Source organism: Nonomuraea sp. NPDC004580 (genome assembly GCF_040609855.1).
GTDB classification, from domain to species: Bacteria; Actinomycetota; Actinomycetes; order Streptosporangiales; family Streptosporangiaceae; genus Nonomuraea; species Nonomuraea salmonea.
Map to the genome: position 1 here is coordinate 24,479 of NZ_JBEXLH010000061.1, position 26,643 is coordinate 51,121.

Below are 26,643 nucleotides of genomic sequence, written 5' to 3' on the forward strand. Positions count from 1 at the left end.
CTCGGAAAAGCCGACCAAGAGTTTCTCTCACATCAGCCTGCGCACACCCCTGTGCGGAGGGTAACTTTCCTGATGCGCCGCGCGGCCCCTTCCAGCAGTCCCCCCCGAGCATGAGGAGCTCACCCGATGGTGGATCTCGAAGCGAAGTACTTTGACCTGGAGAGCCGGATGCGAAAGGTCGAGGCGGCTATCGTGAGTGGCGTGCCAGATCTCAGCATCGCCGACCGGTTCGAGGCCCTTCATGATCGCGTCACACAGGTTCAGGACAACATCAACGCGAGAATCACGAAAGAGGCCCAGTCCATCAGGGCCGATATGAACGCCGGCTTCGTGGCCGTCAACAGGCGCTTCGAGCGGGTGGACGCGCGGCTCGATCGGATGGACGTGCGGCTGGATCAGATGGACGCGCGGCTCTATCAGATGGACGCGCGGCTCGAGCAGGTGGACAGACGACTCGAGCAGATGGACACACGGTTCGAGCAGATCGACACACGGTTCGAGCAGATGGACACACGGTTCGAGCAGATCGACAAGCGGTTCGAGCAGGTCGACACGCAGTTCGACGGTCTCCGGACGCTGCTTATGCGGATCGATGCCAAGTTGCCGGATGCGCAGGTCAACTAGCCAGGCCGAAAGGGCGAGGCCCGGGGTGGGTGCCCCGGGCCTCGTTGAATCGGGAGAGGTCAGCGGCGGACGCGGACGTAGTCCCTGGCGCTGTCGTCGCCGTTGGTGTCCGCGTCGCCGCGGAACACGAACTTCCAGTGGCCGGAGCGCCAGGCCCTGGCCTTGGTGTAGAGGCGGCCGCTGTCACCCGAGGAGGTGGTCTTGACGTACTGCCACTTCCTGGAGCCGAGCGGCTTGAAGTAGAGCGCCACCTTGCCGGCGTAGCCCTCCCACGAGCCGTCGTCGTCCACCTGCAGCACACCCCTGAACTTGAGGTGGCCGCCGCGCCTCGGCGGCTCGGGGTAGGCGTTGAACCTGATCAGCCGGGTGTCGGCCTTGTCCGCGGTGGGCGGCGGGGCGGGCTCGTTCACGCGGACCCAGTCGGGGCCGCTGACGGTGCCGTTGACGCCGCGCGTGCCGCGGTACTCGGCACGCCACCAGCCCGACTTCTCGGCGGTGGCGGTGGCGAAGAAGCGGCCGCCGTGACCGGTCACGTCGGAGGTGACGTACTCCCAGCGGCGGGAACCGTCCGCACGGAAGAAGACGGACACGCGCTGGCCGGACAGGCCGCCGCGGCGCTCGGCGCGCAGGGTGCCGGTGAAGCGGAGCCTGTCGCCCTGGTCCACGGGCTCGGGACTGGCGTCGAAGCCGGAGATGCGGCTGGCGAGGTCGGCGCGCCTGACGTCCACGCGGTCGCCGTCGCTGATGGCGCCCCTGGCCGTGGCGGTGGCCGCGAACTCGGCCCGCCACCAGCCGGTGGACAAGGCACGTACGCGGGCGGAGAACCAGCCGCCGCGTCCCGTCGTCACCTTGGCGACCTGGCGGTAGTCGTCGGAGCCGCGCCCACGGAAGGCGATGGCGACGGTCTGCCCGTCGTACCCCTTGCCGTCGGCGACCAGGCGGCCGGACACCTTGATCGTGTCGCCCCTGCTCACCCGGTCGGGGTCGGCGTCGAAGTCGCCGATCCTGGTGGTGAGCGCCTTGACGACGTCGAAGGTGCCGGTCTTCGTGGCATCGCCGTCACCCTTGGCGACGGCGTTGTACGTCCACTTGCCGACGGCGCCGGCGCCGAACGCCTTGGTGCCGGTCCACTTGAAGCCGCCCGGCACGGGCGACTTGGCGAGGTTCACGACGTCGTTGTTGAGCTTGAGCTCGGCGCTGTTCGCACGCCTAGTCGTGAACGTGAACGTCACGGTGACGTCCTTGTCGAAGACCACGATCGCGGGCGCGGGACTGATGCCCACGTCGCTGATGGCGGGTGCGGCTGCCGCCGTCGCCGTGCCAGGCGCGGCGGCGAGTGCCCCTGCCCCCAGTACGAGGGCGAGGGCTGCTACACGGATGCGTTGTAACATGCGGGTTCCTTTCTGGAGACCCCATTGGTTTCAACGCGGCATTGAGGGTGCCACGTGTGTCCTCCTAGTAGACGTGGCTCTCGCTGCGAAGGTTGGGAATTCTGACAAACAGTTATCTCGGTGGGTCAAGCGGACCGCTCCACAACATCTCCCCGGCGTCCGGCAGACGTCAGCGCCGATCAAAGACATAATCGGGGATGTGGCGCGCGACACAGTTGAGACTCATTTCATCCAGGCCGTTGCGACGCTGGAGGCGGGTCCCCCGCGAGATCCGGGGCTCCCGATCCGCGACGGCACGTCACTGACCGGCGCCCAGTGCAGGACGCTCTACCGGCGGCAGCTCGACAGCCGCCTGCTCGACATCGCGGCCAGGTGGCTGCGCGAGCGGGACGAGGGCCACTACACGATCGGCTCGGCCGGCCACGAGGGCAACGCGGCGGTGGCCGCCGCCCTGCGTCCCGGCGACCCCGCGCTGCTCCACTACCGCTCGGGCGCGTTCTACCTGACCCGGTCCGAGCAGGCGGGCAGGCTGCCCGAGCAGGGCATCCGCGACGTGCTCATGGGGCTGACCGCCGCGGCGGACGAGCCCATCGCGGGCGGGCGGCACAAGGTGTTCGGTCACCCCGACCTGGCCGTCATCCCCCAGACCTCCACGATCGCCAGCCATCTGCCGCGGGCCGCGGGGGTGGCGTTCGCGATCGAGCGGGCGCGGGCGCTCGGCGTGCCCTCCGCCTGGCCCGACGACGCCATCGCGGTGTGCAGCTTCGGCGACGCCTCGATCAACCACGCCAGTGCCCTGTCCGGCTTCAACACCGCCGCCTACGCCGCCTACCAGGGGCTGGGCATGCCGATCCTCTTCGTCTGCGAGGACAACGGCATCGGCATCAGCGTGCGCACGCCCAAGGGCTGGGTGGAGACGGCGGCCCGGCGGCCCGGCATCGAGTACTTCGCCGCCGACGGGTGCGACCTGGCCGAGGCGTACGACGTGGCCGTCAGGGCCGCCGAGCACGTACGCGAGCACCGCTCCCCCGCGTTCCTGCACCTGCGCACCGTGCGGCTGATGGGCCACGCCGGGTCCGACGTCGAGTCGGCCTACCGCACGCAGCGCGAGATCAGGGCCGACCTCGAGCACGACCCGCTGCTGCGCACGGCGGCGCTGCTGGTCGAGGCGGGGCTTGAGACGCCGGACGAGCTGCTCAAGTCGTACGAGCTGGCCCGCGAACACGTGCTGCTGATCGCCCAGGAGACGGCGCGCAGCCCGCGGCTCAGCTCGGCCAAGGAGGTCATGGAGCCCATCGCGCCGCGCAAGCCCGAGCTGATCGCCAAGATCAGCCCGATGGCGGCCTCGCCCGCGGTGCGGGAGAAGGCGTTCGCCGGGTCGCTGCCGGAGAACGACAGGGCGATGACGCTCTCGCAGTCCATCAACCGTACGCTCGCCGACGCGCTGGCCGTCTATCCGGAGCTGACCGTGTTCGGCGAGGACGTCGGCAAGAAGGGCGGCGTCTACGGCGTGACGAGGGGGCTGCAGAAGCGGTTCGGGGCCGGCCGGGTCTTCGACACGATGCTCGACGAGCAGGCCATCCTGGGTCTCGCGCTCGGGCAGGGCGTGTCGCGGCTCCTGCCCGTACCCGAGATCCAATATCTCGCCTATCTGCACAACGCCCTCGACCAGATCCGCGGCGAGGCGGCCACCCTGTCGTTCTTCTCGCGCGGCGCCTACACCAACCCGATGGTGGTGCGGGTGGCCGGTTACGCCTACCAGAAGGGGTTCGGCGGGCACTTCCACAACGACAACGCGGTGGCCGCGCTGCGCGACATCCCCGGGCTCGTCATCGCCTCGCCGGCGCGGCCCGACGACGCCTCCGCGATGCTGCGCACGTGCCTGGCGGCGGCCCGTACGGCCGGGTCGGTGTGCGTGTTTCTGGAGCCGATCGCGCTTTACCACACCCGCGACCTGTTCGAGGACGGCGACGGCGGCTGGCTGGCCCCCTACGCGCCGCCCGCGCGCTGGGCCGAGACGCACGTCCCGATCGGGCGGGCCCGCTCCTACGGCGACGGGCGCGACCTGACGATCGTCACGTTCGGCAACGGGGTGCGGATGAGCCTGCGCGCCGCGGTGCGTCTCACCCAGGAGGGGTACGGCTGCCGCGTGCTCGACCTGCGCTGGCTCGCGCCGCTGCCCCTCGACGACCTGCTGCGGGCGGCCGAGCTGACCGGCAACGTGCTGATCGCCGACGAGACCCGCCACTCCGGCGGCGTCTCCGAGGGCATCGTGGCCGAACTGCTCGACGCCGGCTACACCGGGAAGGTCGCGCGGGTGACGTCGTCCGACAGTTTCATCCCGCTCGGGCGGGCGGCCGATCACGTGCTGCTGTCGGAGGAGGAGATCGAGCAGGCCGCGCGCAAGCTACTCGGCTGAGCGGGCCACCGCTCCCCTGATGCAGTACGGCTTCGACCAGGCGACCGTCGACTTCTCCGAGATCTGCAGCGGCACCCCGACCAGGAAGCAGTAGCCGCTCTCCGGGTCAAGGCCGCTGATCCTCGCCGAGGTGACGCCCTGGCCGAGCGCGGTGATGGGCTGCTTGCCCCGCTCGACCGGAGAGCGCTGGATGACCACCGGGTAGCCGCGGGCCGCGGCGGGGAGCGTCCACTTCAGCTCGATCAGCGCGCCCTGGTCGGCGGTCAGCTTGACCTGGCGGGGGGCGTACGGGGATGCGTCCTGCCCGCCTGGGTCCTGGCGCTCGGTGGCCGCTGCCGTCGGGGTCGTGGTGGCCGGTGTGTCCTGTTGCGACAGGAAGACGGCCAGGGCGGTGCCGCCCGCCGCAACGACCGCCACGGCGCTCGCGATGAGGAGGACGTTGCGGGTGCGGGTGTTGCCCGAAGGCTGCGTCGGTAAGCTCGGCGGCCCGCTCATGGCGGGCTGGGCCGGGGGAAAGGGCCGGCCCGTGGCGGGGAACGCGTTACCGCCGGCCGGGCCCGGGACGTTGCCGCCCATCGAGTGGTGCCCCGTCGTGGGTGGTGCGGGGTGCCCCGTCGTGGGTGGTGCGGGGTGGCCCGTGGCGGATGGTGCGGGGTGGCCCGTCGCGGATGGTGCGGGGTGGCCCGTCGTGGGTGGTGCGTGGTGGCCCGTCGCGGGGAAGGCGGGGCCGGTCGTGGCAGGGTGAGCGGGCCGGGGCGGGGTGGCGTCGGAGCCGATGAGGTCGGTGACCGGCAGGCCCAGCTCCGCCTGTACGGCCTGCAGGTGCCGGGCGAGCTCGCGCGCCGACCCGTACCTGGCCTCCGGCTGCTTGGCCATCGCCCGCAGCACCGGCGCGAGCACCGCGGGCGGCACGTCGGCGCGGTTGACCGGCGGCGGCTCTGCGCTCAGCACCCGGTACATCAGCGGCGCGATGGACGGGTCGGCCGGGTTGTGGAAGGCGGGCTGCCCGGCGAGCAGGTGGTAGAGGGTGGAGCCGAGCGAGTAGACGTCGGTGGCGGCCGAGTGGGGCCGGCCGGTGAGGACCTCGGGGGCGGCGTGCAGCGGGGTGAACGCCTGCGAGGTGGCCGAGATCTCCGCCGCGTCGACGACCCTGGCCACGCCGAAGTCGGCGATGGCCGGCTCGCCGTAGCGGGAGATGAGGATGTTCTGCGGCTTGATGTCGCCGTGCAGCACCCCCGCCTCGTGGACGGCGGCCAGCGCCCCGGCCAGCTTCACCCCGGCGCGCAGCACGTCGGGGACCGGCAGCGGCCCCTCGTTGCGTACGCGGTCGCGCAGCGAGCCGTGCTCGAAGAAGTCCATCGCGATGTACGGCTTGCCCGACCCTGTCATGCCGGTGTCGAAGACGGTGACGACGTTGGGATGGCCGGTGAGGCGGCCGGTGAGCTGCAGCTCGCGCTGGAACCTGCGCATCGTCCGCTGGTCGACCCGGTCGACGGACAGCACCTTCAGCGCCACGACCCGGTCGAGGCGCTCCTGGTAGGCGCGGTACACGACGGCGAATCCGCCCTGGCCCACCTGATCGAGTACCCGGTAGCCGGGTGCGTCCTCGACTGGCAGCACTCCACTCTCCCCCTGTTGCTGTGGAGTTTAGTGGGAAATAAGGGGATCAGAGCGGGTTCATCAGGTACGCGCCGAACACCATGGAGACCAGCGCCACCAGCAGGAAGAAGAACACGTAGAAGCCGCCGGGCAGGATCGTCAGCCGGGCGAGCTGGTCGGCGTCGGAGTCTCTGGCCTGCCTGCGGCGCCGCTTGTGCTGCAGCTCGATGATCGGCCGGATGCCGCCCAAGAGCAGGAACCAGGCGGCGACCAAGGCCACGACCTGCTGGACCTCGGCGGGGGCGTACATGATCAGGGCGAAGACGGCGCCGCCGGTGACGAGGAGGATGAGGGCGCCGTACAGGTTGCGGATCAGCAGCAGCATGCAGACCAGGAGCAGCAGCACGCCCCAGATCAGCAGCGTGATGTGGCCCTGCTCGGTCAGCCACGCGGCGCCGAGCCCGAGCAGCGGTGGCGCGACATAACCGGCCATCGCGGTCAGCACCATGCCGGGCCCGGTCGGCCTGCCCCTGGTCAGCGTCACGCCGGAGGTGTCGGAGTGCAGCCGGATGCCTTCGAGCTTGCGCCGGGTGAGCAGCGCCATGACGGCGTGACCGCCTTCGTGGGCGATCGTGATGAGCCCCCGGGAGACCTGCCAGGGCATGCGGAAACCGACGATCACGAGCGCGGCGAGAGCCGAGACCCCCACGACCCAGGGGTCGGGGTCAGGCTGAACCTCGATCAGGTGGGCCCAGAACTTGTCCATCGAGGACAAACCCTAATCGCTCCGGCCTGTCCGCGGCGCCCGTACGGGGGCGGCGATCCAGGAGATGCGGATGACGTGATAATGAACCGGAGATACCTCCGATTCACGACGGGATCAGCCCATGGAACTCGGACTGCACATTCAGCACTTCACCTGGCCCGGCGGCGCCGAGCGGATCGGGCCCGAGCTGGCCGAGATCGCGCGTACGGCGGAGGACGCGGGCGTCGCCCGGCTGACCGTCATGGACCACGTCTGGCAGATCGACTCGGTGGGGCCCGCCGAGCAGGACATGCCCGAGCCGTACACGACGCTCGGTTTCCTGGCCGCCGCGACGCGGCGGGTCCAGCTGCACACGCTGGTCACCGGCACCGTCTACCGGGAGCCAGGCCTGCTCGCCAAGACCGTGACCACGCTCGACGTGCTCTCCGGCGGACGCGCCTGGCTCGGCATCGGCGCCGCCTGGTACGAGGCGGAGGCCCGCGGGCTCGGCCTGCCGTTCCCGCCGCTCGCCGAACGCTTCGAGCGGCTGGAGGAGACGCTGCAGATCTGCCTGCAGATGTGGAGCGGCCGGGACGAGCCGTACGAAGGACGGCACTACCGGCTCGAACGCACCCTCAACGCGCCCCAGAGCATCGGCAGGCCGCACCCGAAGATCATGATCGGCGGGTCGGGCGAGAAGAAGACGCTGCGCCTGGTCGCCAAGTACGCCGACGCCTGCAACCTCTTCGGCGGCCCCGAGGTCACCCGCAAGCTCGACGTGCTGCGCGAGCACTGCGCGCGCGAGGGCCGCGACTACGACGCGATCGAGAAGACGACCGTGCTGGTCATCGGGCCGGACGACGACGCGGGACGCGTGCTCGAGCGGCTGCGCCGCATGCACGAGCTCGGCTTCACCGCCGTCTACGTGACCGTCCGCGACGGCGACCAGCGCAAGGCGATCGACCTGCTGGGCGGAGAGGTGATCCCGGAGGTCTCGGGCTGGTGACGGGCGTGGACTCCGACGTCGATGTGCCCGAATGGTTGCGGCGGCTGGGGCTGCCGGGGCTGATCGACCTGCACGTACACTTCCTGCCCGAACGCATGGAACGCCGGGTGTGGCACCACTTCAACCACGGCGGGCCGCTGATGGGCGGGGGATGGCGCATCGCATACGAGTGGCCGGTCGAGAAGCGGGTCGAACGGCTGCGCGAGCTGGGCGTACGGACGTTTCCCGCGCTGGCGTACGCCCACAAGGCGGACATGGCGGCCGACCTGAACGCGTGGACCCTCGACTTCGCCCGGCGCACCCCCGGCTGCCTGCCCTCGGCGACCTTCTACCCCGAACCGGGCGTGGAGGCGTACGTGCGGCGGGCGCTCGACGACGGCGCCCGGATCTTCAAGGTGCATCTGCAGGTGGGCGGGTTCGATCCGCGGGCGCCCGAGCTGCACGACGTGTGGGGGTTGCTGGCCGAGTCGGGGGTGCCGGTCGTGGTGCACGCGAGCTCGGTGCCCGTACCGGGCGGGCACGTCGGCGTGGAGCCCATCGCGGAGGTGCTGCGCCGCCATCCGGCGCTGCGGGTCGTCATCGCGCACCTCGGCATGCCCGAGTACGGCCCGTTCTTCGACCTGGCCGCCCGCTACGAACGCGTCGCCCTGGACACCACGATGGCCTTCACCGACTTCAGCCAGGAGCGGATGCCGTTCCCCGAACGGCTGCGGCCCGCGCTGCTTGATCTCGGCCTGGCGGGGAAGGTGGTCCTGGGCACGGACTTCCCCACCATCCCGTACCCCTACGCGCACCAGCTCGACGCGCTGGCCCGCCTCGGGCTGGGGGACTCCTGGTTGCGGGCCGTGTGCTGGGACAACGGTGCGGCCATGATCTGATAGAGGGGTGAACGATCGGCACGTGGCGCTCATCAGCGCTTTCTACGACGCTCTGGGCCGCGCGGACTTCGCGGCCATGGAGCGCTGTTACCATCCCGCGGTCAGTTTCGGCGACCCCATCTTCCAGGAGGTCGAGGGGCGCGACAGGGTGATGAGGATGTGGCGGCTGCAGCTCGGCGTACGCGACGGGCTGAAGTCGGAATACCGTGACGTGACGGCCGACGGCTTCACCGGCACCGCCCACTGGACGGCCATCTACACCTTCTCCAGTACGGGCCGCCAGGTCGTCAACGAGATCGACGCGCTGTTCAGGTTCGAGGACGGCCTGATCGTCCGCCACCACGACGACTTCGACTTCAAACGCTGGTCGAAGATGGCTCTGGGCCGGCCGCACGGGCTGCTGTTCGGCTGGACGCCCATGTGGCGCAAGACCATCAGAGACCGCGCGACACAGCAGCTCGACGAGCTCGGCTCGTCCTAGTTCTTCCGGTTGGGGAGGTGCCCATGGCCAGGGTGAAGGGGCTCAGGAGCGGCGGTGACGTACGCGAGGAAGCGCCCGAACACTCGATGGACCCGCGCGCCGTGGAGGAGCCTCCCTACCGCCCGACCGTCATCGACAACGCCATCTACTGCGACGGCGAGCGGGTCGACAACCCCGGCTCGCTCGCCGACGCCTTCGAACGCCTCAAGCAGACCCCCGACGCCATGGCCTGGATCGGGCTCTACCGGCCGAAGGAATGGGAGCTGGTCAAGCTCGGCGAGGAGTTCGAGCTGCACGAGCTGGCGCTGGAGGACGCCATCGTCGGCTCCCAGCGCCCCAAGGCCGACCGCTACGGCGACACCCTCTTCGTCGTGCTGCGCGCCGCCCGCTACCTCGACGACGTGGAGGAGGTCGCGTTCGGCGAGCTGCACGTCTTCGTCGGCCCCAACTTCGTGATCACCGTACGCCACGCCGAGGCGCCCGACCTCCAGGGCGTGCGCAGGCGCATGGAGTCCGACCCGGACCTGCTGCGGCAGGGCCCGCAGGCCGTCCTGTACGCCATCCTCGACGCCGTCGTCGACGGTTACGCCCCGGTCGTGGCCGGGCTGCAGAAGGACATCGAGGAGATCGAGGTCCAGGTCTTCAGCGGCGACCCGTCGGTGTCGCGGCGCGTCTACGAGCTGTCCGGCGAGGTGATCGAGTTCCAGCGGGCCACCGCGCCGCTGGTCGGCATGATCCACGGCTTCATCGCCGGGGCGCGCAAGTACGGGGTCACCGACGAACTCCAGAGCTACCTGCGCGACGTCGCCGACCACGCCATCACCGTGACCGAGCGCATCTCGTCGTTCCAGCAGATGCTCCAGAACATCCTCGTCGTCAACTCCACCCTGGTCACCCAGGCGCAGAACGCGGAGATGGCGCGGATGACGGAGGCCAGCATCCGGCAGGGCGAGGAGGTCAAGAAGATCTCGGCGTGGGCGGCCATCCTGTTCGCGCCTACGTTGGTGGGGACCATTTACGGGATGAACTTCGACTTCATGCCGGAAACGCACTGGGCCTTCGGTTATCCGTTCGCCATCGTCCTGATGGGAGCGGTCTGCCTGATTCTCTACACCGTCTTCAAGCGGAGGGACTGGCTCTGACGCCATTCCCGAGCGATTTTTCCCGACATATCATCATCCATTCCATCGCCCTTTTGCGGGCTTGATGATTTCCGCCCTGACCTGCTTTTATGATGCCTTCGACCCCGCCCCTACAGATCGGCGACGATGGCGACGCAGGAACACATCAACACCGCCCGGCGGCACCTGGAGCATTTGCGCGACCACCACCAGGACGACGTGCTCGCACTCGCTCGCCTGGTCGAGGCAGGCGCGCTCAAGGGCCCCGCCGGCGAGCGACTGGCCGCCGACCTCCGCTCCTGGGACCACGCCGTCAAAGACCTCTTCACCCGCGCCCTGTCCCTCCTGGACACCCTCACCCCGGACGCCCGGTGACCCCGCAGGTAGGCATCGACCCGGCCCTGATGACCCAGCTCATCAACGGCATGCGAAGAACCGCCCAAACCCTCCCGGAAGTGGCCGTCCGCATCGAACGCGATTTGACCGCTTTGGGCCTCCATGTGTGGGGCCCTTCCCACCTCCACACAGTGGCCCGCCGCCTGACCGATCAACTCCCCGCCCTGCAGGGCCGCCTTGACCTCATCCTCGCCACCCCCGACCGCACCCTCGGCAAGGACGGTCTCCTCTGGGCCGACGAATCCGCCTGGCTCTCCAAGTCCCCCGCCGAAGGCACCACCAACGCCCAGGTTCTCGCCACCCGCCTCCGCACCGAGATCACCGCCCACGCCCTCACCCCGGAAACAGTCGCCGCCCTGGAACGCCACAAGAACGACCCGTACTTCGCCCTGGCCTTCACCCAGTTGATCGGCCCCGCTCAACTCAGAGCCCTGATCGCCCGCGCCTACGGGTCAGGCCTCCCACCCTCAGAACGCCCCCTCCAGTACGACGTGGCGACCCAGGACCGCCTCACCACCATCCTCAGCACCCTGCTGGCCACGGCCTCCCGAGGCGCCGGCCGCCTCACCCTCCCACCGGACTACACCAACCTCCTGACCGCCGACCTCCACCTCCCAGAAAACGCCTTCGCCCTCAAGCGTCTCCTCCAGGACGGCACCTTCGACCACGCCTTCCTCCTGACATTGGTCCGCAAGCTCTACGACCTCGACCTGGCCCACCCACCGGACCTCTCACTCCCCCGCGACACGTGGACGAACCCCGGCCCCCGCGACGCCTCCCCCGGCGACCTCAGCCCGATGGGCACCGCCCTGGTCGCCCTCGCCCACCACCCCGCCGTGGCCCAGGACTTCTTCACCGACCCTGACCGCCGCCCTCTGGCATATCTGATGCGCACCCACCCCTGGCACGGCACCGCCGGAACAGACCTCGCCTGGGCCATCGAATCCGCCACCACGGAATTCCGCGACCACGACCTCCCACCAGCAGAAAGCCGCGGCTACAAATCCGCCCTGCTCGCCTCCTGGGCCCTCCACTTCTGGAGCGACCCCAAGGTCCGGACCAATCTCCCAGAATCCCGCCTGCATGTCGGCAGAATTCTCGCTGCTTACATCGGCGACATTCATCGGGATACGAAGTCTTTCAGCGACAAGTCGCCGGGGGTGGTGATGAGCTCCGATCCGGACAAGAACCTGCCGGGAGCCGAGCCGTACGGAGCCAAATTCAACTCGGAAGAGCTGAGAAACCTGATGAGGTGGACTTTCGACGATGACAGCGCTTTCGAGACCGTTGTCGCAGCGCATGGAGAGTACTCCAGCAGGATGCTGGACGACGCGGCGAGAAGGATCGCTCAGGAAGTCGAAAACGCGTGCACGGCGTGGCGCAGATCCCACCCTGGTGCTACGCAGAAGGAGTTCGACGCCATGCGGCAGGAACTCCTCGAAGAGCACATGAGCCGGAGCGGTGGTGGCGAACTCGCGCATGCGGCGCGCTCCCTCGCCGTGACGACCTGGGTGATCGCCGATGCCGCTCAGATCTCCCGAATCGAAGAGGCCAAAGAGCATGATGCACGGCTCGCCGCATTCAAGAAGATGGCCGAGAGCGTGGTCGAATTCGTCGCAGGTCCCTCAGAGCAGGTCGTGGGACTCATTTCGGTGACTGCCGAAAACTCCGTCTTCAGGAGCGAAGATACGAGCCGGGAGGAGACGGCGAGAAAGGACGCCGACACCGCGTTGAGCGTGACCAAGCACATGTTCGGCGACCTGACGGCCGCCGCGATGATGCGTCACGGCCTTTTCGGAGACGGCACGCCGCCCGCTCGGACCCACCCTTACCACTACAAGGACTTCTCCCCAGGCGCGGACGGGCACTTCCTGGTCGACGGCAGGATCAGGGCCTGGGCGGACATGAACCAAGCCCAGCGCGAGGCGTATGAGGAATGGCTGGCCGTCAACGCCGTCGGCCGGGTCTACAGCCGACCGAGTGAAGCCATCGCGGTGGGCTTCAAGGAGTCGGAGAGCAACTATTCAGGGCACAGGCCATGAATGCACGGAGTGCGGCGATCATCGTCATGCTGGCTCTGGCGTCGGCCTGTTCCGGTGTTTCTCCTCCGCCGCGCGACCATCGCCCCTTGGGAGACGTGATGGCCGCGCCTCGAGAGTGCGACCTGATCTCCACCGATGCGATCAGGATCGCCACCGGGTTCCGCGATTATGTCGCGTTGGGCACCAAGTTGGGTGAGGGGCGGTTCGGATCATGCACAGTGAGCGAAGATGCCGGCGATCTGGGGCTGGTGATCGAAGTCTTCGACCCTTCCCCTCACGATGCCAAGGATCTGGAGAGGACAAGAAAGAGCGTGCGTGGGAAGAATCTTCCGGCCGGATTGAGCCCGGGATTCGCGGCACGACGGACAGGCCCCCAGGGGAAGAACATCGCTTTCGTTTATGGGTGGACATCCGATCACCGGCGCCTGCTCAGCGTGAAGATAACGGAGGGTGCTGCCGGGCGGGATTCGGTGGCGGATGCGGTGGAGTTTTTTCGGCAGCTTAAGCCGGTTCTGCTGGACGAGCGGTCAGGTGAGGAAGCGGTGGATGTCGGTTAGCTCGGGTGTAGTGAGCGATGGTGTGAGGTTGTCGAAGACAGTTACCTCGGCTTCTGCGTGTTTCTCGGCGAGGATCGGGGGGCGGGTGCGCCAGCCCAGGAGGTACTCGTCGAAGGCGGAAATCAGGCGGGCGAACGGGTCCGTGGAGGGTGGTTTCGGCGACGGTGGGGTGAGGCGCCAGGCGGTGCGGGTGGCGCCCAGGGGCAGGCCTGACCAGGTGGCTAGGTCCTCCGGGGTGGCGGGGTGGTGGGCTCGGCGGTAGCGGGTGGCGAGTTCTTTGAGTGCGCGGTCCCTTGAGGGTTCGGGGACTATGGGGTGGCCCAGCCAGTCGGCTGCGTGGACGTACATGGGCTTGCCGGCGCGTGACGGGCCGAGGACGGCCAGACCGTGGTGGGCGGCGAGGGCCACCAGGTGGACGATGCCTTGGCCGTGGGCTCGGCCTGACAGGCGTTCTTCCAGCTCTGCCTTGGTCAGGGGCCCTGACCGTCCAGGGCGCGGGTGATGAGGTCGAGGAGGTCGTCGCCGGTGACGCCTTCCTGGGCGAGGCGGCGCAGGGTGTTCGTGGGGCGGCTGGTCAGGGCGTGGAGCCAGGGAAGGTCGTCCACATGGATGAAGTGGAGGGTGCCGCGCGGGCCCCACGTTCTGACGATCTCGCGGGCGTGCCAGGCGGGTTCCGCGTCGGCGCGGGTGAGGGTGGCGGAGCGGGCGCGGAAGGCGAGCAGCGCGGACGGTACGTCCTGGGCGTGCACGGCGCCCAGGTGGCGGACGATGTCCCCGGCGGTCAGGCCCGGCGGGCGGTGCAGGAGCTGGGCCTCGACGCTTCTCGGCATGCCGGGCGTCGCTCTCAGGCGGCTTGGGGGACGGGCATGGTGGTCAGTAGTTCGGTCAGGGCGGTGGCGGCCGTGAGGTCGCGGAGTTCGGCTTCCGGGGTGAGGATGAGGCGGTGGGCGAGGACGGGGACGGCCAGGGCCTTGACGTCCTCGGGCACCACGTAGTGCCGTCCCGCGGCGGCGGCCTTGACGCGGGCGGCGCGCAGCAGGGCGAGGCTGCCGCGCGGGCTGGCGCCGAGCCGGAGGTGCGGGCTCGTACGGGTGGCGGCGCAGAGCGCGACGATGTAGTCGTAGACGGGGTCGGCCACGTGGATGCGCGAGGCGAAGTCGATCATGCCGGCCACGTCCGACGAGCGCGCCACCACGGGCAGCCGTTCGACCTGCGGCCCGGTCGGCATGCCCTTGAGCACCTCGACCTCGGAGGCGTGGTCGGGGTAGCCGACGGAGATCTTCATCAGGAAGCGGTCGAGCTGGGCCTCGGGCAGCGGGTACGTGCCGTCCATGTCGACGGGGTTCTGCGTGGCCACGACGAGGAACGGGCGAGGCACCGGGTGCGGCTCGGCGTCGACGGTGACCCGGCGTTCCTCCATGACCTCCAGGAGCGCGGCCTGCGTCTTCGGTGAGGCGCGGTTGATCTCGTCGGCGAGCACGATGTTGGCGAAGACGGGCCCGTGGTGGAACTCGAACGTCTGCTGCGCCTGGTTGAAGATGGACACGCCGGTGATGTCGCTGGGCAGCAGGTCGGGCGTGAACTGGATGCGCCGCCACTCGGCGTCCACGCTGGCGGCGAGCGAGCGGGCGAGCGTGGTCTTGCCGGTGCCGGGGACGTCCTCGATGAGCAGGTGCCCTTCGGCGAACAGGCAGATCAGGGCCAGCTCGATGGCCTCGTGCTTGCCTCTGATGATGCGTTCGATGTTGGTGGCGAGCAGGTGGAAGCGCTGGGCGAACTGGCCGGCGAGTTGCGCGGTCTGCTGCTGGAGGTGGGCGGAGGGGTCGTACGGCCCGGTGTGCTGGGGATGCGCGGCCTGCTGCTGGTACGGCGGCGCGGCCGGCTGCTCGCCGGGGTCCTGGTAGCGAACCCCGGAGTCCTGGTAGTGGGCGCCGGGGTCTTGGTAGTGGGCGGCGTGGTCCTGGTAGTGGTACTGGGTCAACTGAGTCCCCTTCTCAGGCGGCGCACTCGGATAGTGGCCCTCCGCGGAGGCAGCGGCAAGGGCAGCCGGCACACCGCTACACACCCCGATATTTCCGACTGCACACCGTTCGCCCCCGTATTACCGGGGATCACCCTAGCGCTCGGGAATCACTCGCGCGCGCGTACCGGCTGGTAGCGCTGGGACTCCGGGTGCGGGCGTGCGTGGAGTGTCGGTCCGAAGCCGTACCTTAGTGCCCGTGTCCGAACAGCCCCTGACCCTCGACTCCGTGCTCACCGACGAGGCGGTCCTGTCGACCTATCGCCGCATGTTCGCCGCGCTGGCCCGCGACAGCGGGGCGGTGGTCGACGATCCCGCCCTGGTCGACATCGCCGAGACGTTGTTCGCGGCGTTCGCCGAGGCGGGCGAGGAGTGGCTGACGCACGAGCAGATGCGCTTCGCCTGCCGGGCCTACCCGACCGACCAGTTCGACAACCGGCTGCGGGTGCTCAAGGGGCTGGGCGCGATCCGCGAGGTGTTCCCCAAGCCCAACCAGCTCCGCTACCGCGCGTCGTTCACGAGCGTGGTGGGGCTGATGTTCATCAGGCGGATGATGGACGACGGCGGCCAGTCGGAGATGCACCGGCTGCTGGCGCTCGAAGACCTCAACGTCGCCGACCCGCGCACCACGATGGAGGAGGCCAGGCAGAGCGCGCTCAACCTGGCGCGGGCGTTCCGGCTGTGGGCGCTCGAGCTGATCACGCTCACCACCGGCACCATCGAGGAGCTGCGCGAGCAGGCGCCCAAGCTGTGGGGCACCGAGGAGATCGCGCGGCGGGCGCAGGGCCTGCACGGCACGATCCTGACCCGCTGGCCCGAGCTCGACCGGGTCTGCACCGACCTGCGCGCGTCCATCTACGCCTACAGCGACGCCTCGCGCAGGGCGGCCGGCCGGCTGGCCGACTCGGCGGGCACCACCCGCAACCTCACGCTGCTGCCGACCGAGACGTGGCGCACGTTCGCGCAGACGGCGCCGAAGGAGCGGCTGGCGGCGGTGCTCGACGGGTTCGTGTTCGACGCGCCCGCGCCCTGGCACGACCCGGCCGCGATCGCCCGCGCGGTCGACGAAGCCCCGCGCCCGGCTCCTGCGCAGCCCACTCCCCCGCGCTCCAACCTGCCAGATCCGGGTCCTGACTCCGAGCTCGGCGCCTCGCAGGATGCCGTGCTCGAGCGATTGCGCGAGACGGCCGAGTCGCTGCTCGGCGGGTCGGAGCGGGTGGCGCTGCGCGACGTGCTGGGCTCCGACTGGGTGGCCGCGCGGCGGGTGCTGGCCGACCTGACCACCGTCGACCTGCGGCCCGAGCTGCCCTATCGGCTGATCTGGGCCGACGGGCTCAGCATCGACCCCGATCACGAGCCGGCCTGGCTGTCCGACGGTCACCTGGAGCGCGTCCATGGCTGAGCATCCCGAGCCCGCCGTCGTCGCCCACGCGCGCGCCCGCGCGGACGGTCCCGTCAGGCTGGGCGCGGCCGAGCCTGCGCCGCCCGGCATGATGCGGCTGACCAGGGCAGACTCCACCGGCGAAGCGCTGCCGGTGTGGCCGGATGGGGTGACGCCCGCGCTGCTCGACGAGCACCAGGTGCCGCCCGTGGCGGTGGAGCGCTCCGGCGAGACGCGGCGGGTGCTGGCGGCGGTCCTCAAGTGCTGCTGGCACGACCTGTCCGCCGACCCGTGGCCGGGCCGGCCCGCGCCCGTCGACCTGGTGCTCGACACCTACCGCGAGCTGATCGGCCGCACCGACGACCTCATGCGCAACTGGGCGGTGGGCGCGCTGCGGCGGCTGCACGACTCCGCGTGGGTGGTGATGGGCGACGGCGTGGTCACGCTGGGCCCGCGCTGCGCCCTGTGGCCGGTCGAGTCGCACGCGCAACTGCAGGAGCTCGTACGCAGGCTGCCCGAGCCGGCCCGGCCCGAGCTGACCGTGGTGCCCGACGACGACCTGGTGAGCGCCGAAGGCGGCGGTGCCGGAGACCGGGCGGGCGGCCGGGCGGAGGCGGCCGTGGCCGAGTTCGACGACCTGCTGAGCGGCTACGACGAGCGGCGGCGGGCCGAGTTGGTGGCGGCGTACATGGTGGTCGAGCACGCGGCCGAGCCGGTGCAGGAGGTGCGCTTCGCCGCGCTGCGCGACCCGGCGCTGCGCCACACGCTGGGCGAGATGCTGGCCAGGCGCGGCCGTACGCTGATCCAGCACCGCGACCGCTGGACCTCCGGCTACGACGACGCCGTCGCCGCCCGGCTCGGCGCCGAGGGGCCGGCCCGGCTGGGGGTGAGCGAGCGTGCGGTGCTGGCGCTCGTGCTCGTGCACTCGGTGGCCATCCCGCGCGCCGAGGGCCTGCTGCCGGAGGACTCCTGGCTGTCGCCGCACCCCACGCCGGCCGACGAGCTGCGCCGCCACACCCAGCTGCCGATCGGCGAGCTGGAGTCGGCACTGCGGGTGCTGCGGCACGCGGGGCTGATCAGCCAGGTCAAGGCGGGCGAGGAGGCGGGCGGCTACGTGCCGGGGCCGCAGTTCCACCGGCTCACCCCGGCGGCGCGGCGGCGGCTGCAGGAGGAACTGATCCTCGCGGCCGGGCCCAGCACGCCGCTCGCGGCGGCCGTGCTCGCCAGAAGATCGGCCAGATGAGATCACATGTCAGCGTTGATGAGGGATGGAAGGGTCACGGGGGTTCAGGTGTCGCAGGTGGAGAACGTCGTCGGAGACCGGGTGCTGATCGCCGTGCAGGCGGTCAACATCTCGCGGTTGTCGACCCATCCGGTGCCCACCGTCCCCGGCACGCTGATCGTGGTGGCGGGCGCGGGGCCGAAGGACTCCAACGGGGCGGGCAAGTCGTCGTTCATCGCCTCGATCACGGCGCTGCTCGGCGACGAGCAGTGGCGGTTCGCGTCGGGGGCCAAGGCGGTGTCGGAGCTGCTGTTCAACGCGGAGCTGGCCAGCGGCGCCGGGTCCAGGCAGTGGGCGAGCGCCGACCACGGCTACATCGTGGGCGTCTTCGGGCCGCCCGGCATGGATGGGTTCGCCCCGCCTGCCCCTGAGCCGCAAGAACCCGCGGCCGACGGTGAGCTGTTCGAGGTGCCCGACACCTCGGGCGGCGCGATGACCGTGTGGCTGCGGGTCAACCAGGAGGCGCCGCACCTGGAGATCCGCTGGCGCGAGGGGGTGCACCTGGCGGCGTCGCCGTCGGAGGCGGAACGGGTGGCGCGGGCCGACGAGATCTGGGCGTCGCTGCCGCGCTCGGCCGGGAGGCGCGACGTCGTGGCCCGCGACCTCACCAAGGTCCTCTACGGCGACCGGGTCAGGTGCGTGTCGTTCCTGTCCACGTCCGTACGCAGCAAGGTCGCCACCAACCTGCTCTCCCAGCCGCTCAACGAGATCTCCCCTGAGCGCGTCTTCGAGGCCATCGCCGCGCTGACCGGCCTCGACGCCGAGCTTGAGCAGGAGCGCGAGGCGCGCCGCGACGAGCACGCCAAGCGCGTGCGCGCGGCGCAGGCGGCCGACCGGCTGGCCGAGTTCGAGTCGGAGTCGAAGGCGCTGCTGAGCACGTTCGACCGGCGTGACCAGGCGCGCGTCAGATTGGCCGACGCGCTGCGGTGCTGGCGCGGGCGGCAGGCGCGCAAGCTGGCCGACGCCGCCGCGAAGGACGAGGCGCTGGCCGCCGACCTCGAGCGGCACCGGGCGGCCGGTGAGGCGGCGGCCGAGGCGGTCTCCCTGGTCAGGGCGGAGATCTCCACCCTGCGGGAGGACACCCTCGACCGGCAGGTCTCCGAGGCGCGCAAGGAGCTGGCGGCGCTGCAGGCGCGGGCGGGCAAGCTCGACGCCGACCGGGCCGTCGCCGAGAACTCCGCCGACGAGCTGCGCGGGCTCATCCCCGCGCTGGAGGAGACGCGCCGCTTCGCCGACGGGCGCGACGTGCCGGCGGCCGAGCGCGAGCTGGGCGAGGTGCGGCTGCGGCTCAACGAGTCGCTGAAGGCGCTCGGGGTGGCCGACCAGGAGGTGGCCTCCGCGCAGGCCGCGCTCGACGACGCCGAGGGCGGGCCCGCGGCGGCCCAGCTCGACGCGCTGGCGGCGGCGGGCATCGGCGCGACCGGGCTGCTCGACGCACTCGACGTGGCCGAGCAGGCCCGCGACGCCAGCCCGTCCAGCGGCGGTCCCCGGGGGGCCGGACGGGGCGCGGGCCCCGGCGACGGGCGCAGGCCCGCCGCCAAGGGGACGGGCGGCGCCGGTGACGCGCAGAAGGCCGGCGCTGCGAGTGCCAAGCAGGCGGCCGGGCAGGCGGCCGGGCAAGCGGCTGGGCAAACGGACGGGCAGGCGGCCGGTGCTGCTGAGGGGGTGGCGCTGGGGGCGGCGCTCAAGGCCCGTTACGGAAAGCCGGCCGCGGTCGGTGATCTGCGGGGGTGGCCGCACGAGCACGCCGTGATCGTGGACGCGGGGCAGCTCGCCGCCGCCGCCGCTGCCCTGGCCGACCTGCCCGGGTCGGTGCTGGTGAGCGCGGCGGGGGTGAGCGTCGTCGGGGCGTTCGACGGGGTGGCGACCGGGCGCGAGGCCCGCATCAAGGCCGCCGAGCAGCGGCTCAACCGGGCCAAAGACGTCCAGGAGAGCGCCGCCCAGGCCGTGCGCGAGTCCGAGGAGGCGGTCACCGAGGCGCAGCGCCGGCTCGAAGGGGCCAGGGCCGGGGTGCGGCTGGCCGAGCTGGAGGTCAAGCTGGGCGAGCGGCGGGCCAAGCTGGCCGAGCTCAACACCGCCATCGAGGAGCTGGCCCCGAAGGTCGCCGAGGCCGAGCGTCAGGCGGGCGCGCTCGACTTCCGCGCCCGTACGCGTGACATGGAGATCGAGCGGATGGAGGGCCGCAGGCACCGGCACGAGAGCGAGCGGGCGCAGGCCCGCGAGCAGGAGTCCAAGGTCACCGCAGAACGCGAGGCGCTCAAGCTCGACGCGCTGGCCGCCGACTGGGGCGGCACGGTCGAGAGCGCCCGCGAGTGGCTCGACGCGCTGCCCGACGACGAGCGGCCGCGCACCGCCGACGAGTGGTGGCGGGCCGCCGAACGCCTCCTCGACCAGGCGCTGCGTGACACGTTCCCGGACGACGACGCGGAGCTGCCTGAGGAGCTGCGCTTCCTGCTGGGCGAGCGGGAGGGCAGCACGGCGCGGGAGCAGGCGACGTTTTCGACGGTGTGCGGGTCCCTTTCGTCCTATCTGCGGGGCCAGGAGGAGTACGAACGCCACCAGCGCCGCCAGATCGAGGCCCAGCTCGTCACCCGGCAGCGCGACCTGGCCGCGGCGGCCCGGGGTGCGGAGGAGGCCGCGCAGTCCACGGCGGTGCACCGGGCCGCGCTGACGGCCGCGATCAAGGCCCGTCTCGCGCGGGTGGCCGAGGAGTTCGACAAGCTCGACACCTCGTACGGCGGCTACGGCGCCACCCTGGAGTTCCCGGTGCCGCCCGCGCCGGCCGACCCCGAGCAGCGCTGGCAGTGGCGGGTCACGCCGAAGTGGCGGCGGGGCGAGGGGCAGGGGTTCGTGCCGTACAACCGGCGGGCCAACACCGCGCTCATGGACGAGAAGGCCGTCAAGCTGGTGTGCGCGGCGGCCATCGCCTCGTCCGGGGGCGGCCACCTGTGCCTGGTGCTCGACGAGCTCGGGCGCAACCTGGGCAAGGAGCACCGGCGGGAGGCCGTCGCGCTGTTCCGGCGGATCGGGGAGACGTACGGGATCACGGTGATCGGGGCGCTGCAGGACGACATGGAGCCGTACGCGATCGACGCCTGCGGCCAGTACATCAAGCTGCGGCGGTCGTCGGACGCCATGCCGTACAACGAGCCGCCGGTCATCGTGGGGCACGACCAGCACGCGGAGCGGGTGCGGGCGCTGGCGGCGTACGTCGAACGGTGAGCACTCACCTGGGTGGCGGGCCGGTGTAGGAGGCGCGCAGACGGAGGAGGGAGCCGCGGCGATACTCCTCCATCGCGTGCGCCAGCCAGCCCGCCGCCCTGGCCACCGCGAAGATCGCCTCGCCGGCGCCGCGGGTCATGCCGCTGACGGTGACGAGGGTGGCGAGGGCGAGGTCCACGTTGGGGTGCGGGAGGCGGCGGCGACGCATCTCGGCCAGTACGGCGTCCAGCATCGCGATGCGCTCGCCCGCCGGACCATCGGAAGGCATGGCGGCCTTCTTGAGCAGGTCGAGGAGGAGGGTGGCGCGGGCGTCGCCGCTCTTGTAGACGCTGTGGCCGAAGCCGGGGATGCGTTCGCCGCGCCGTAGCCGTTCGCCGATGACGCGGGGGGCCTCGCCCGGGTGGGTGATCTCGGCCAGGAGGCGCTCCGCGGCGTACGAGGCGCCGCCATGCAGCGGGCCGCTCAGCACGCCGAGGCCGGTCAGGACCACCGCGTACGGGTCGGCCCTGGCGGAGGCGGCGACCCTGGCGGCGAGCGTGGAGGCGGCCAGTTCGTGGTCGGCGAGCAGCACCAACGCGGCCCTGAGCGCGTCGAGCAGGCCGGGGCTGACGGGGTGCGGGGACAGGCGGGCCCAGAGGCGTTCCGCGATCGTGCCACCCTGGGGATCGTCGTCGCCGAGGGGCGGCATCGCGTCCACCATGCCCGCGATCAGGCGGCGGGCGGTGGCGGTGACCGAGGCGGGGCCGAGCTGGTAGCGCAGGGAGTCGGACGCGCCGAGGACCGTGACGATGACCTGGAGGCGGTCGAGCGGCAGGAGGTCGCCGGGCAGCCCGCGCTGGGTGGCGACGGCGGCCCGCAATCCGTCGCCCGGCTCGAACCGCCACCCGTCCTGACCGATCGCCGGCCCCGGCGGCCCGGCCGGCCCGCCCGCACCCTCCGACCGCCCCAGCCCGTCCGGAAGCGCCCGCCCCAGCCCGTCCGGAAGCGCCCGCCCCAGCCCGTCCGGAAGCGCCCGCGCCTCCGACCGCCCCAGCCCGTCCGGACGTTCCTGCTTGGGGCGGCGCGGCCGTGCCGGGCGGTGCCAGATGGCGGGGTCGCCGGTCCACAGCCACTCCGCGACCGTCTCGAACGGCGACGTACCGGCGAGGGCCAGCGCGTCCGCGCCCCGATAGTAGGGCCGGTCCACGCCGAGCGACGTGACGGCCGACTCGATGACCAGCTCGGGCGGCTGGGCGCGGGGCCGGCCGCGCCGGGCGAGGCGTTCGATCTCCTCGGCGGAGAACAGGCTGCGCCGCCCGTCCTCGCTGTGCCGCCGCTGCACGACGCCGCGGCTCACGTACGCGTACAGCGTGGCGGGTTTGACCCCGAGCCGCTCCGACGCCGCGGCCGCGTCGATCCACTCCACCCCGAAGGCCCTTCACGTTGACGACCGTCAACGTTGATTGAAGCACGGCCGTCACAGGGTGCGGTCGCCGGTCTCCGGCAGGGCGAGCAGGCAGAGCAGGCTGAGGACGGCCATCGCGGAGACGTACCCGCCGACGGCCAGCGCGCCCAGCCCGCTCGCCTGCATGCTGGTGGCGACCAGGGGCGGCACCGCGCCGCCGAGCACGCCGCCGAGGCTGTAGGCGACGGACGAGCCGCTGTAGCGGTATTCGGTGTTGAACAGCTCGGGCAGGTAGGCCCCCATCGGCCCGAAGACCAGGCCCATCAGCCCGAGCGCGCCCGCCAGCGCGAGACCGACGAGGAAGATCACCCGGGTCTCCATCAGCGGGAACATCACCAGCCCCCACACGATGGCGGCGATCACGCCGGTGATCAGCGTACGGCGGCGGCCCAGCCGGTCGGACACCATGGCCGAGACCACCGTGCCGGCCGCCATGAACACCACGCCGATCATCGACAGGGCGAGCATCGTGGTCTTGGAGATCTCGAGGACGTCGGTGCCGTAGGCCAGGCAGTAGGTGGTGGCGGTGTAGAAGAGCGTGTACGCGATGGTCATCGCGCCGGCGCCGAGCAGGACGCGCCGCCACTGGTGCCGCATCAGGCCGGCGAACGGCACCCTGGCGATGCGGTGCTGGTCCATGGCGGCCTGGAAGACGGGCGTCTCGGAGATCTTGAGCCGGACGTACAGGCCGACGACCACCAGCAGCAGGCTTCCCACGAAGGGCAGCCGCCATCCCCAGCTCTCGAACTGCCCGTCGCTCAGCGTCTCGCCGAGCACCAGGAACAGCCCGTTGGCCACGATGAACCCGGCCGACGGGCCGAGCTGCGGGAACATGGCGTACAGGCCGCGCTTGCCGGGCGGTGCGTGCTCGGTGGCGAGCAGCGCCGCGCCACCCCATTCGCCGCCGAGGCCGATGCCCTGGGTGAAGCGCAGCAGCACGAGCAGGACGGGCGCGATCACGCCGATGGCGGCGTAGCCGGGCAGCAGGCCGATGGCGACCGTGGACAGCCCCATCACCAGCAGGGACACGACCAGCATGGACTTGCGGCCGATGCGGTCACCCCAGTGCCCGAACACGGCCGAGCCGAGCGGGCGCGAGATGAACGCCACGGCGAACGTCGAGAACGCGGCCAGGCTGCCCGCCACCGGGTCCATCTCGGGGAAGAAGGCGGTGTTGAGCACCAGGGCGGCGGCGGTGCCGTAGATGTAGAAGTCGTAGAACTCGATCGCGGTGCCGATGAGGCTGGCCGCCGCGATCCGGGACCGGCTGGGGGCGCCGGTCTGGGGGGAAACCTTCATACTGTCTCACTATGCGGACGATCGTCTTGTGAATCGATACGAGGACGCTATCACCTGGGGCGATGTTAGGTTTCACTACGGAACGATCGCGAAGAAGGAGTGGATTTGACGGTCGAGCTGGTGATCTTCGACTGTGACGGGGTGCTGGTGGACAGCGAGCCGATCTCCGTACGTGTGGGGCTGGCGGCGCTGCGGCGGCTGGGCCGGGACATGACCGAGGACGAGTACATCGAGCTGTTCGTCGGGCGTACCGGCGACTACTGGGAGCAGTACATCGGCGCGACCCCGCCCGGGTGGCGCGACCGGTTCATCGCGGAGTACCGCGCCGCGATCGACGCCGAGCTGCGCGTCGTCGAAGGCATCACCGACGTGCTCGAACGGCTCACGATCCCGTTCTGCGTGGCCTCCAACGGGCGCCACCGTACGATCCGCCACAATCTGCGGCTCACCGGGCTGGCCCACCATTTCGACGGGCGCGTGTTCAGCGCCGAGGACGTCGCCGAGGGCAAGCCCGCGCCCGACCTGTTCCTGCACGCCGCCGCCACCATGGGGGCCGAGCCTGAGGCGTGCGTGGTGGTGGAGGACAGCCCCGTCGGGGTGACGGCGGCGGTCAGCGCGGGCATGCGCTGCCTGGCCTTCGCCGGCGGCATCACGCCCGTCTCCCGGCTGGAGGGCCTGGGCGCGACGATCTTCCAGCACCCCGCCGAACTGCCCGCCCTGATCACCGCCCTCTCCTGACGGGCGTCACCCCTGGCGCGAGCGGCCGTTCTCGTCCAGGTAGTCGCGCCACGTCCGCTTGGGGGTCCAGCCCAGCATCCGGTGCGCCTTCTCGCAGGAGATGCCCGACGAGTCGACCCGGGACAGCGGGCGCAGCTCGATCTTGACACCGTGGATCTGGCGCAGCATGGCGGCGAAGTCGTGCCCGCCCGCGTTGTCGGGGGCGGCGATGTAGAACACCTCGTGCCCCGGCAGCTCGGACTCGACGGCCAGCACGATGGCGTCGGCGAGGTCGTACACGTCGGTGTAGCTCCAGAGCCCGGCCCCGATCTCGCCGGCGTCCCGCACCTGGGGCCCGAGGTTGCGCTCGTAGTTGCCCTCGTGCTGCACCCAGCTCGGCCGCAGCGAGATGCACCTGATGTCGGAGCGGCGCACCGCCGCGTCCATGAGCTGCTCGCCGAAGTGCTTGGACAGCGCGTACGGGTCCTGCGGCCGGGCCGGATGCTCCTCGTCCACCGGCGCGTAGTCCGGCAGGAACGGCCGCTCGGCGAAGAAGAACCCGGGGACGGTCTCGCTGGAGATGTTCACGAACCGGCTCACCCCCAGCCGCACCGCCGCCTCGATCAGGTTGAACGTCGCCATCAGGTTGTTGTGGAACACCACGTGCGGCGCGTTGGAGGTGGGGTCGGGGATGGCCGCCGCGTGCACCACGGCGTCGGCCCCGTGCGTGATGGCGTACGCCTGCCCCGCGTCGGTCAGATCGGCCTGCAGGTAGCGCGGCTCACCGGGATCGTGCCGCTCGAAGACGGGACGGGCCAGGTCGGTGGCGGTCACCTCGTGCCCCGCCTCGGCCAGGGCCTTTACGGCCGCCCTGCCCACCTTCCCGTGTGCTCCGGTGACGACGACGCGCATGAGCCGCTCCTCAGAGGCTGAAACCCTCGATCTCGCCCACAACCTATACCTGTCGCCCCACTCTCCTCACCACCAGCCCACCCCCCCGGGAAACCGCGCCTTGCGGGGTGGCGTTTCCCCCTTCCCCCCTAGCTGATCGGCGGGCGGTGGGAGGTCAGGTGACGCCGACGGCGCTCAGGGTGGAGCCGGTGCGGGTCTTGGTGACCTTGAGCTGGGCGGTGATGCGGGAGCGGAGTTCGGGGACGTGGCTGACGATGCCCACGGCGCGGCCCCCGTCGCGGAGGCCGTCGAGGATGTCGAGGACGCCGTCCAGGGTGTCCTCGTCGAGCGTGCCGAAGCCCTCGTCCACGAACAGCGTCCCCAGCTCCGCGCCGCCCGCCTCGGCGGTGACGACGTCGGCCAGCCCGAGCGCCAGGGCCAGCGAGGTGATGAAGCTCTCGCCGCCGGACAGCGTGGCCGGGTCGCGGTCGACGCCGGTCCAGCCGTCGGCCACCTTCAGGCCCAGCCCGCCGCCCGCACGCCCGCGCGCCCCGGCCGTCTTCCCGAGGTCGTGCCTGAGCAGGTAGCGGCCGCCCGACATGTGGTCGAGCCGCTCGTTGGCGGCGGCCACGACCTGCCGCAGCCGCTCCCCCAGCACGAACGACGACAGGCTCATGCTCCACTGGTTGTCGCTGGACGTGCCGCTGGCCAGGGCCGCCATGCGTTCGGCGAGGCGGTGCCGGTCGGCGGCGGGACGCCAGCGTTCGAGGTGACCGGCGAGCTCGTCGCGCAGCTCGGCCAGCCGCCGCGCCCTGACCGCCGCCCGGTCGCGTACGCTCGCCAGCCGCGTGTGCTCCTCCTCCAGCGCGTCACGCTCCGCCCCGGCCGCGGCCAGGTCGGGCGCGGGCTCGGCCGCGGCGGCCACCAGCTCGGGGTCGGCGAGCACGCCGCTGACGGCCGCGTGCTGGTCGTCGAGCCGCCGCAGCAGCTCGGCCTTGCGCTCCCGCTCGGCCGGGCTCCGGTACGCGGCCTCCGCATCGCGCACGTCACCGAACCCGGCCTCCGCCGCCGCCTCCTCGGCCGCCCGCTTCGCCCCGGCCAGCTCGTCGCCGGCGGACACCGCCGCCT

General features: G+C 71.3%; 21 protein-coding genes and 1 pseudogene. 13 read left to right on the forward strand and 9 right to left on the reverse strand.

Annotated elements, in window-relative coordinates:
• Nucleotides 1–126: 126 nt before the first annotated feature.
• Nucleotides 127–624, forward strand: coding sequence for a hypothetical protein (locus ABZW11_RS38055; protein ID WP_355428486.1), 498 nt, complete (start codon nt 127–129; stop codon nt 622–624).
• 59 nt (nt 625–683) lie between these two features.
• On the opposite strand, the gene ABZW11_RS38060 is transcribed toward ABZW11_RS38055, so the two are convergent.
• A complete protein-coding gene (locus tag ABZW11_RS38060; RefSeq protein ID WP_355428489.1) occupies nt 684–2,015 on the reverse strand; it encodes a hypothetical protein in 1,332 nt (443 codons plus the stop codon).
• Between the two features lie 199 nt (nt 2,016–2,214).
• Here ABZW11_RS38060 and ABZW11_RS38065 point away from each other — a divergent pair, with 199 nt between their 5' ends.
• Nucleotides 2,215–4,434 carry a thiamine pyrophosphate-dependent enzyme gene (locus ABZW11_RS38065; protein WP_355428491.1) on the forward strand — a complete coding sequence of 740 codons (2,220 nt, stop codon included), beginning with the start codon at nt 2,215–2,217 and terminating at the stop codon, nt 4,432–4,434.
• Here ABZW11_RS38065 and ABZW11_RS38070 read toward each other — a convergent pair.
• Entirely contained in the window at nt 4,423–6,054 is a 1,632-nt protein-coding gene (locus tag ABZW11_RS38070; protein WP_355428494.1) for a protein kinase, read from the reverse strand. The two genes, ABZW11_RS38065 and ABZW11_RS38070, sit on opposite strands and share 12 nt — an antisense overlap.
• Before the next feature lie 46 nt (nt 6,055–6,100).
• Complete coding sequence (locus tag ABZW11_RS38075) at nt 6,101–6,799, reverse strand: M50 family metallopeptidase (protein ID WP_355428495.1); 699 nt, start codon at nt 6,797–6,799, stop codon at nt 6,101–6,103.
• 121 nt (nt 6,800–6,920) lie between these two features.
• On the opposite strand from ABZW11_RS38075, the gene ABZW11_RS38080 reads away from it, so the two are divergent.
• The 7 genes from ABZW11_RS38080 (at nt 6,921) to ABZW11_RS38110 (ending at nt 13,259) form a co-directional block, all read left to right on the forward strand.
• Complete coding sequence (locus tag ABZW11_RS38080) at nt 6,921–7,784, forward strand: LLM class F420-dependent oxidoreductase (protein WP_355428498.1); 864 nt, start codon at nt 6,921–6,923, stop codon at nt 7,782–7,784.
• Nucleotides 7,781–8,662: an amidohydrolase family protein gene (locus ABZW11_RS38085; RefSeq protein WP_355428502.1), complete on the forward strand. Its 882-nt coding sequence runs from the start codon at nt 7,781–7,783 to the stop codon at nt 8,660–8,662. The genes ABZW11_RS38080 and ABZW11_RS38085 overlap by 4 nt, the downstream gene beginning before the upstream one ends.
• Before the next feature lie 7 nt (nt 8,663–8,669).
• Nucleotides 8,670–9,143 (forward strand): nuclear transport factor 2 family protein, encoded by a 474-nt coding sequence (locus ABZW11_RS38090; protein WP_355428505.1) that lies wholly within the window; start codon nt 8,670–8,672, stop codon nt 9,141–9,143.
• A 23-nt stretch (nt 9,144–9,166) separates the two neighbouring features.
• Nucleotides 9,167–10,285 (forward strand): magnesium and cobalt transport protein CorA, encoded by a 1,119-nt coding sequence (locus ABZW11_RS38095; protein ID WP_355428508.1) that lies wholly within the window; start codon nt 9,167–9,169, stop codon nt 10,283–10,285.
• A gap of 126 nt (nt 10,286–10,411) precedes the next feature.
• Nucleotides 10,412–10,639, forward strand: coding sequence for a hypothetical protein (locus tag ABZW11_RS38100; RefSeq protein ID WP_355428511.1), 228 nt, complete (start codon nt 10,412–10,414; stop codon nt 10,637–10,639).
• Between the two features lie 29 nt (nt 10,640–10,668).
• Nucleotides 10,669–12,702 (forward strand): hypothetical protein, encoded by a 2,034-nt coding sequence (locus ABZW11_RS38105; protein ID WP_355428513.1) that lies wholly within the window; start codon nt 10,669–10,671, stop codon nt 12,700–12,702.
• Entirely contained in the window at nt 12,699–13,259 is a 561-nt protein-coding gene (locus tag ABZW11_RS38110; protein WP_355428516.1) for a hypothetical protein, read from the forward strand. The genes ABZW11_RS38105 and ABZW11_RS38110 overlap by 4 nt, the downstream gene beginning before the upstream one ends.
• On the opposite strand, the pseudogene ABZW11_RS38115 reads toward ABZW11_RS38110, so the two are convergent.
• Nucleotides 13,230–14,089, reverse strand: a pseudogene (locus ABZW11_RS38115) (winged helix DNA-binding domain-containing protein). The gene ABZW11_RS38110 and the pseudogene ABZW11_RS38115 sit on opposite strands and share 30 nt — an antisense overlap.
• 14 nt (nt 14,090–14,103) lie before the next feature.
• Complete coding sequence (locus ABZW11_RS38120; protein ID WP_355428519.1) at nt 14,104–15,240, reverse strand: MoxR family ATPase; 1,137 nt, start codon at nt 15,238–15,240, stop codon at nt 14,104–14,106.
• Nucleotides 15,241–15,478: 238 nt separating this feature from the next.
• Here ABZW11_RS38120 and ABZW11_RS38125 point away from each other — a divergent pair, with 238 nt between their 5' ends.
• From ABZW11_RS38125 to ABZW11_RS38135, 3 genes are read left to right on the forward strand one after another with little or no spacing between them, the layout of a single operon-like run.
• Complete coding sequence (locus tag ABZW11_RS38125) at nt 15,479–16,681, forward strand: hypothetical protein (protein WP_355428522.1); 1,203 nt, start codon at nt 15,479–15,481, stop codon at nt 16,679–16,681.
• Nucleotides 16,674–17,903: a hypothetical protein gene (locus ABZW11_RS38130; RefSeq protein WP_355428525.1), complete on the forward strand. Its 1,230-nt coding sequence runs from the start codon at nt 16,674–16,676 to the stop codon at nt 17,901–17,903. The genes ABZW11_RS38125 and ABZW11_RS38130 overlap by 8 nt, the downstream gene beginning before the upstream one ends.
• A gap of 57 nt (nt 17,904–17,960) precedes the next feature.
• A complete protein-coding gene (locus ABZW11_RS38135; protein ID WP_355428528.1) occupies nt 17,961–21,164 on the forward strand; it encodes a chromosome partitioning protein ParA in 3,204 nt (1,067 codons plus the stop codon).
• Nucleotides 21,165–21,168: 4 nt separating this feature from the next.
• Here the strand turns inward: ABZW11_RS38135 and ABZW11_RS38140 are convergent, their stop codons facing one another.
• Both ABZW11_RS38140 and ABZW11_RS38145 read right to left on the reverse strand, forming a co-directional pair.
• Entirely contained in the window at nt 21,169–22,569 is a 1,401-nt protein-coding gene (locus ABZW11_RS38140) for a citrate synthase (RefSeq protein WP_355428531.1), read from the reverse strand.
• Nucleotides 22,570–22,620: 51 nt separating this feature from the next.
• The gene (locus tag ABZW11_RS38145) at nt 22,621–23,907 is read right to left on the reverse strand and encodes an MFS transporter (RefSeq protein WP_355428534.1); all 1,287 of its coding nucleotides are present in this window, start codon (nt 23,905–23,907) and stop codon (nt 22,621–22,623) included.
• Nucleotides 23,908–24,012: 105 nt separating this feature from the next.
• Between ABZW11_RS38145 and ABZW11_RS38150 the strand changes: the two genes are divergently transcribed.
• Nucleotides 24,013–24,645 carry an HAD family hydrolase gene (locus tag ABZW11_RS38150; protein ID WP_355428537.1) on the forward strand — a complete coding sequence of 211 codons (633 nt, stop codon included), beginning with the start codon at nt 24,013–24,015 and terminating at the stop codon, nt 24,643–24,645.
• 6 nt (nt 24,646–24,651) lie between these two features.
• Here the strand turns inward: ABZW11_RS38150 and ABZW11_RS38155 are convergent, their stop codons facing one another.
• Together ABZW11_RS38155 and ABZW11_RS38160 are read right to left on the reverse strand one after the other, a co-directional pair.
• Nucleotides 24,652–25,536 carry an NAD(P)-dependent oxidoreductase gene (locus ABZW11_RS38155; protein ID WP_355428539.1) on the reverse strand — a complete coding sequence of 295 codons (885 nt, stop codon included), beginning with the start codon at nt 25,534–25,536 and terminating at the stop codon, nt 24,652–24,654.
• A gap of 154 nt (nt 25,537–25,690) precedes the next feature.
• The coding region (locus ABZW11_RS38160) for an SbcC/MukB-like Walker B domain-containing protein (protein ID WP_355428542.1) at nt 25,691–26,643 on the reverse strand (953 nt) is incomplete at its 5' end.